This window comes from Methylobacterium sp. 1973 (assembly GCF_040545035.1).
GTDB lineage: Bacteria > Pseudomonadota > Alphaproteobacteria > Rhizobiales > Beijerinckiaceae > Methylobacterium > Methylobacterium fujisawaense.
Window position 1 is genome coordinate 60561 of the sequence record NZ_JBEPLA010000021.1, and the last position, 6507, is coordinate 67067.

At 66.2% G+C, this 6507-nt stretch carries 11 protein-coding genes; all 11 read right to left on the minus strand.

Annotation, left to right across the window (positions count from 1 at the left end):
* Nucleotides 1-12: 12 nt before the first annotated feature.
* The 11 genes from ABIC70_RS26640 to ABIC70_RS26690 all read right to left on the minus strand — a co-directional run bounded on the left by ABIC70_RS26640 (nucleotide 13) and on the right by ABIC70_RS26690 (nucleotide 6167).
* Nucleotides 13-390, minus strand: a complete 378-nt coding sequence (locus tag ABIC70_RS26640) for a hypothetical protein (RefSeq protein ID WP_354442029.1) — start codon at nucleotides 388-390, stop codon at nucleotides 13-15.
* Nucleotides 387-770, minus strand: coding sequence for a hypothetical protein (locus ABIC70_RS26645; protein ID WP_354442031.1), 384 nt, complete (start codon nucleotides 768-770; stop codon nucleotides 387-389). Before ABIC70_RS26645 ends, ABIC70_RS26640 begins: the two co-directional genes overlap by 4 nt.
* Nucleotides 771-924: 154 nt before the next feature.
* Nucleotides 925-1896, minus strand: coding sequence for a hypothetical protein (locus ABIC70_RS26650; RefSeq protein WP_354442033.1), 972 nt, complete (start codon nucleotides 1894-1896; stop codon nucleotides 925-927).
* Complete coding sequence (locus ABIC70_RS26655) at nucleotides 1896-2369, minus strand: hypothetical protein (protein ID WP_354442035.1); 474 nt, start codon at nucleotides 2367-2369, stop codon at nucleotides 1896-1898. Before ABIC70_RS26655 ends, ABIC70_RS26650 begins: the two co-directional genes overlap by 1 nt.
* Nucleotides 2366-2623 carry a hypothetical protein gene (locus ABIC70_RS26660; protein WP_354442037.1) on the minus strand — a complete coding sequence of 86 codons (258 nt, stop codon included), beginning with the start codon at nucleotides 2621-2623 and terminating at the stop codon, nucleotides 2366-2368. The genes ABIC70_RS26655 and ABIC70_RS26660 overlap by 4 nt, the downstream gene beginning before the upstream one ends.
* 60 nt (nucleotides 2624-2683) lie before the next feature.
* A complete protein-coding gene (locus ABIC70_RS26665; protein ID WP_354442039.1) occupies nucleotides 2684-3268 on the minus strand; it encodes a hypothetical protein in 585 nt (194 codons plus the stop codon).
* A gap of 1120 nt (nucleotides 3269-4388) precedes the next feature.
* Nucleotides 4389-4808: a hypothetical protein gene (locus ABIC70_RS26670; protein ID WP_354442041.1), complete on the minus strand. Its 420-nt coding sequence runs from the start codon at nucleotides 4806-4808 to the stop codon at nucleotides 4389-4391.
* Complete coding sequence (locus tag ABIC70_RS26675) at nucleotides 4805-5230, minus strand: DUF6074 family protein (protein WP_354442043.1); 426 nt, start codon at nucleotides 5228-5230, stop codon at nucleotides 4805-4807. The genes ABIC70_RS26670 and ABIC70_RS26675 overlap by 4 nt, the downstream gene beginning before the upstream one ends.
* Nucleotides 5227-5679, minus strand: a complete 453-nt coding sequence (locus tag ABIC70_RS26680) for a hypothetical protein (RefSeq protein ID WP_354442045.1) — start codon at nucleotides 5677-5679, stop codon at nucleotides 5227-5229. Before ABIC70_RS26680 ends, ABIC70_RS26675 begins: the two co-directional genes overlap by 4 nt.
* A 10-nt stretch (nucleotides 5680-5689) precedes the next feature.
* A complete protein-coding gene (locus ABIC70_RS26685; protein ID WP_354442047.1) occupies nucleotides 5690-5947 on the minus strand; it encodes a hypothetical protein in 258 nt (85 codons plus the stop codon).
* Between the two features lie 10 nt (nucleotides 5948-5957).
* Nucleotides 5958-6167, minus strand: a complete 210-nt coding sequence (locus ABIC70_RS26690; RefSeq protein WP_149313380.1) for a helix-turn-helix domain-containing protein — start codon at nucleotides 6165-6167, stop codon at nucleotides 5958-5960.
* Nucleotides 6168-6507 lie beyond the last annotated feature (340 nt).

The window sequence follows — 6507 nt, forward strand, 5'->3', positions numbered from 1 at the left end:
GACCGGTACTCCTCAGTGCATGGAAGGGGCGGAGGCCGCGAAGGCGGCGTTGCTCAGCTCGACTGCGTCACCGAGAGCGATGATCGCTTGCTCGGCCTCGGGGGTGCCCAGGGCCGCCAGCGCTACGATGGCGGGGCTCATCCGTTCGGCGAAGGTCTGGGGCTCGGGCAGCGGCAGGCTCGCGAGAGCACCGCTGGCCTGCGCGAGTGCGAGCGCCACCGTGGCGCGCTCGATCATAGAGGGCGGGGCCAAGACGCGGCCGGGCTCGTCTAGGACGAAGAGCGCTTCGGTTCCGCGGTAGACGATCACGCACAGGGCGTCTGGATGCGCGGAGACTGCCGGGAGACCCAGCTCCGCGGCCGGCGCGGCGGCGCGCCCCCGGCGGCTCACGCGGCGACCCCTGGTCGCCGGAAGAGGAAACTCTGGTGGCTGCCGAAGGGGAGATCGCGCGTCGCGCCATCCCATACGCCGAACCGCTGCCATACCTCTGGTTTCGGTGCCGGCTGTTCACCAACCTGCACACCATCGGCATCGAGGATCGGGATCGGCTGGGGCGGGTGCGCCGGGTCCAGGAACGAGCCGACGTTGACGCCGATGGCGTTCCCGACCGGCGTCACGCGGAGACGGAGCTCCAGCGCGTCGGAGCCGGGCGGCAGGACTGGCGTGTAGCCCAGGGTGTCCCCGGAGAGCGTCAGCACGCTGGGAGCGACCAGCTGCGTAAAAGGCTGGTCCAGGGTTGCACGGCTGACGACGGTGACGGTCACGTTCATGGCTTGTCTCGTGAAAAGTGCGGGATTGCCAACCTTGTCGGTGACGACGCTCCACAGCGTGCGGGCCCGAGGCTGACGGCCGTTTGCGGAGCTCCCGCGTACCCCTCTGGGTCTGCCCGCATTGGTGAGCCGGCGCGGCGTGCGCGCCGGAAATTCAGGCCGATCGTGCGATCCGGTCGACGAGGCTGACCGGGCGCTTCGTCTCGGCCTCCAGATCGTATGTGCCGATCAGGGCGTAGCGGACCTTCTCGGCCGGCCGTGTAGGAGCGGCGGCGGGTCCGGCCATCTGGCCCTCGGCGAGGCGCAGAAGCACCCTGTCGGGCCCAAGCGCATCGTATCGCGGGTCGAGTGGCCGGAAGAAGGCCGGATCACCGGCCTTGAGGCCTGGTAGGTTGAGGGTCGTCGCCAGGGAATACGGCGCATCCGCGCTGTAGGCCGGGACGTACTTGGTGACCATGAACGTACGCGGCACGAGGTGCTCGATAGGCCCGTTGGACGGCTGCAAGTAACCCCGCCGGTCGCCGGTGAAGCGCACGTATTCCTGGCCGACAGACTCGGGACGAAGGTCGCCGGGTCTGCACCAGATCACCACCTCCCCTTCCGACAGGATTTCCTCGGGCGTACCCGCGTCATCCCGTATGGAGTGCTCGACGCCCTGGAGGACACTGGCACCCCGCGGCAGATCGCCGTTCGCCCGCGAGACAGCGATCTCCGCCTCTGCGACGCAGCGGAGCAGGTCGGCAAGGCCGCCCGCGAATGACGGGTACCATTCGATCAGGGCCTGCCGGGCTTCCTCGGCTTGGCGCTGGGCCGCCTGATACGCTTCGACACGCCAGGCCTCTTCCTCGCGATCCTGTGCCCCGGCAAGGCGCTCGCGAAGCACCCTCACCAACTCCTCGGCCCTATCGATCCGGATCGCAGCGTCTGTGCACGCGTCCTTGAGCTTCCGGAGCGTCGATTCGTCCGCGACCAGTATCGATGCCTTATAGGCCTCGCCGGCCGCGGCCGCGGCCTGATGGGCCGTAGCAAGTTCGGCCTCGGCCGCTGGCAACGTCGGAGCGAGCTCGTCCGTGGTCGCGTCCTCACGCGCCGCCATCCCGAGCAATCCGCGCAAGGTCTTCAGCATCACCGGTCTCCGGTCTGGGCGCGGCGCGCCGCATAAGTCTCGTATGCGGTGCGGAAGCCGGCGCTCGAGCGCTTGCCTTCGGCGTTCATCTTGGCGACCGCCTCCGCCACGAGCCCGGCCGAAGCTGCTGGTTGCGGAGCGGCCTCGGTTTGGGCTCGCCGTGCGCTGTAGATCGCCGTTGGATCGAGCCCTTTTGGGCCCGCAGCACCTGGAATGATCGCGCCAGTCGGGAGCTTGGCGTTCTCGGCTGCGGCGACAGCATCCCAGTCGACACCGCCGGCGGCTGAAGCAGCCTGCTCGCGCCGGCTGGCATAAATGGTGTCAGCATCGACGCCGGGCCGGTTGTGGCCCGAATATGTGTCGGGCGCGGGTGGTTGGCTGGCGGCGACGTTGGGCCCAGATGCCGGTCGAAGGTGCGGTGGCATCCCAGCGATGCGAAGAGCCTCGAGCGTCTTTGCGTGGGACGATTTCATAGCGGCACCCCGGACAGGCGGCCCGTCAGCCGTTCGACGACGGCTTCGGCGCGATCCACGTCGACCGCAGCCGCGCCGAGCGCGGCGCGGGCCGAGATCGTCTCCGCGAGATCATCACCGAGGAGGGCATCCCGCCAGCGCCGCTGAGCGGCGTTCCGCTGTGCTACGGCCGCCCCGAGGGCGCTTTGTGCCTGCCCGAGGGCCGATCCGATCGCGGCCGGAGCCGAGGCTGAGAGGAGGAATCTGAGGTCCATGGGCGCGAGGATCTCGCGCTGGAGCAGCTGGTTCCATCCGAAAAAAACGTCCGGCGCAAACTACTGCATCGTCTTGGCTTTTCGAGTCAGCGCTTCTGCCAGCCTCAACGCTTGGCGCGGGATCGGACCATCAGCCGGCGGCAAGTTCGATGAACGGGCGGCGGCGTTGATGCGGGCGGCGATCCGGAGGAGCGTCGGCCCCCAACCGAGTTCCCGCAGCTCCATGAGAGGCACGGCCATCCTGCCGGCGTCGCCCTCGCTGGTAACGAGGTTCAGCAGGGCACCACAACTTCCGACAAGCCACGCCTCCTCGGCATCTGTCCGCGCCCATACGGCAGCTTCAGCGCGCCGGCGGATGCTGTCCGCTCGGCCTTTCAGAGTGGCGTGGTCGATCCCCGTGCTCAACCTAATGAGGAGTTCGCCGACGGCTTCGGCTCGGATCGGGCGCGTGCTGAACACCCCCGCCACCGCCGCCGCCGCGTTCGCCGGCCCGAGCCCGAGGCCAAGGGTCGCCATCGTCCAGGCGGCAGTCTCGAACCGGCGCGGATGCTGCAGCAGCGGCACGGTCGAGCCGCGCGGGCGGCCGCGCCGGGAGGCCCGCCGCTGCGCAATCAGGGTCTCTCGATCACGGCCTGACGCTGTCATGACGAGCCTTCCGATCGAGCAGGATCAAGGCGTTGGGGGGCGTTGGCATCCAATCCAACCGCGGATCCGCGAACAGCAAAAACGCTCCGTCTCCGCGCCTCTACCGGCCGCAAGGTCAGAAACCACCCCTACGGTCCCTTGAACCTGATCCCAGGGGTACGGCGCGGGTCAGCGGGTCGGCCGCCGCGGGCTCTCCTGAAGGGCGGCTTGTGCCTCACCAGCGGATTCATACCCTGATGATGGGCACACTCAGGCAGGGAGCTGCGAGGTCCAATGGCAAGGAAAATAGACGAGCCGGGCGGCGGATTCTTGATCATCGGTGAAGAGTGGACCGTCTGGTGCCGCGACGAAGGACTGGCCTTCGCAGTCCAGCGTGACCTCGAAAGTGGGCTGCCGCCATTTCCGTGGATGCCCCGTGAGAGCGAGGACCTCGAAGAGACCGTCGATGAGGCTGTCGGATCGCCCGCTCCAGGCCGTTGATCATCAGGTCGATACTCCCGTCTCCCATGGGGTACCGGACGCGTGGGACAGGTGGCGACGAGGTTGTGACGTCCCGCTCCGTCTCCGTGACAGGCTGCGTGACAGCTTCTGCCTCGTACTGTGACATCTCCGGTCACCAGCGTGACATCTGAGGGTCGCGACGGTGTCGGGGCGTCGGGACCGCGTGCCCCTCATGGGGCCGCGAGCGGTCCCGCGCGTGCATGGCGGATCTGCCGGAGAGGTCCGGAGGGTATGTCCGTTCAGTAGGGTTCTGGGTCTGCTTGGTCCGCCACCTGACCACCTGGATGCGCGCCGGTCGGATCGGTCGCCTGGGGGCGCCGACCGCCGGACGCTCAGGGCGTGCCAGAATCTCGGGTCGGTCTCGCTTATAATATCCTGGATAGGTCCTGGTATAATCCTGGATAGTGCGCACAAGCTGCTTCGCATTTGATGCGCACAAGCTACTGCGCACCCCCTGCGAAGAAGCTTGTGCGCATTTATGGGGGCAATAAATGCGCAAAAGACGTTCGCATTTATGGGCCTGTAAATGCGCAAAAGACGTTCGCATTTATGGGCCTGTAAATGCGAAGCCTGGAGTGCGCATTTATGGAGCGAACAAACCGGGGAAGGGCAGGCTGTTTCATGCAGCCTCCCGAACTGGTCGGAGAAGCCGTAGCCTGTAGCGGTTCGCGTGCCCGGCCCCCCGGCTGACGGTCACGTCGAGGTGCCCGCGGTCTTGCAGCGACTTCAGCGCCATCTGGACGCCGCGCCGGCTCACGTCGAGTTCACTGGCGAGCCAGCCATGCGAGGGGTGCGCATAGCCCTTCCGGCGGTCGACGCATTGGCTCAGCTCGATCGCGAGGCGATACCCGAGCGGCGGCAGCTCCGGGTCACGAGCGATCTGGCGAAGCCACAGGAAGACGTTTCGGGCGGCGCTTTTGCCGCTCGACGGCTCCGCAGCGCTCGCGGCACGGCCATGTCCGCTCAGAGGATCGAGATCAGGCGGCTCGACGGCGTTGTGGGCGGCCGAACGCGATGGTCTGCTGGCATGCATGTTCAAGCTGCCGACCCTCCGCCCGAACTGTAGGAGGGCCGCCCATCGGCGATCCAGACCACCCGTGCGACAGCCTTCTCAAGCCTGGCCAGCTCATCCTGGATCGCGTCGGGCGACATGCCCATCCTGCGCAGGCGGACGCCGATCGGTCGGAAGCGCTTGTCCAAGAGCATGGCTCGGCACCGGCGGCCGTGCCGCTCGCGAAGGCCGATGAAGGCCTCCGCGAGTTCGGCGATGAGGCGAACATCTCGGCTGGCCGGGAACGGCAAGAGTACCGCATTGCCCTCGGGGATAGAGTCCGGAATGATGTGGGCCTGGGTTAGTTCGGCCACGAGATTACGCTCCCGTGGCCGACGCCGCTTCGATCTCGGCGGCGGTTCAACGGCGGGCGTGCCGCTGAACAGAGGTAAGTCGGGGAGGTCGCTCACGTGGCGCCTCCCATCCGCTCGTTCATGAGCTCGCGGCAGGTCTCAGCATCCAGCTTAAGGGCGTCCGCCCGCACCTTCTCGATCAGGCTGGGTTCGCTGAGTGGGCTCTCCTGCGGGCGCTCAAGCTCTAAGTCGATGACGCCCTGAAGAGCCTCAACGGCCTCGGCATACGTGCTGATCTCCGGGTTTCCAGCTCCATCATCAACGAGGGCGTTGAACAGGTAAGCTATGTGGCCTGGAAGCTTCCCCGTCAGAGCCTCCGCGTACTCGCAGATCTCGTTGAGAGACCTGTCCTTTCCGAAGAATGGCACTGTTGGCTCGTCCAGATATCGCCGCTGCCCTGTCTCTGCGTCTAACCAACCAAGATCAGCTTGTTGTTGGTTCAGTTTGCTCCAGAAAAGATACTTCGCCACGGCGAGGTGAAAAGCCTCCTTGAGGTCTGCAGACATGCGGGCCTCCTCAATGATGCGGACCGACGACAACGTCGTCGTGCACTGGGTACTGACCCTCCGCGCATTCGCCAGCGGCGATGATAGCGGCCTCGTAGCTCAGCCCGTCCCACATACTGAGACAACTGCCGTCGTCGAACTCCATGTCGACGAAGAACACTTGCTTCATGAAGTACCCGGGCACCGTCCCGCCGGTCACCATCGAGGACCAGATTCGAACGGCGGTGACATTGAAGGTCTGGTCTGGGTTGGGAGTGGATTCGCTCATGACCGCCCCCTTACGCTGCATCAGCGGTGGACCGCGGCCGGCGCTCTGCGACCGGCCGACTGCGGAGGAAGGCGTCCCAGTCGTCCTTGAGGATGAGGGTGATCCCGCCGTGTTTCCGGGCGACCAGCGTGCCGTCCGAGATCGCCGAGTAGATGGCGCTACGGCTCAAGGGAGAGTGCTTGGCGAGCGTCTCGATACGCTCTGCACCGGCTTCGAACATTGACGAACCTCCTCGGACTGATTTGCGTCCGAGGAGTTCAAAGCATGAACGCGAGCCTTAGGTAGAGGCCGTAATTTCCCCTGCCAAAGCTCGGAAATTACGGCCCCTACGGAGGCGGCCGTACTCACGAAGGCGCATCATCAAGGTCCGGCGCGGGGTCGCAGCATCCTTCCGAGCGGCTTCCTGCAAAGCGGCTTGCACGCTTTGATCGAGGTCCTGGTGCTCGGCCGTGACTGCCTGCGCGGCGGTGACCTTGCCCCCTGGTCTGCCCTCATTCTGAAGCTAGAGTCCGTCGATCAGGAGACGGACGATGAAGAAGAGCCGGTTCAGCGAAGAGCAG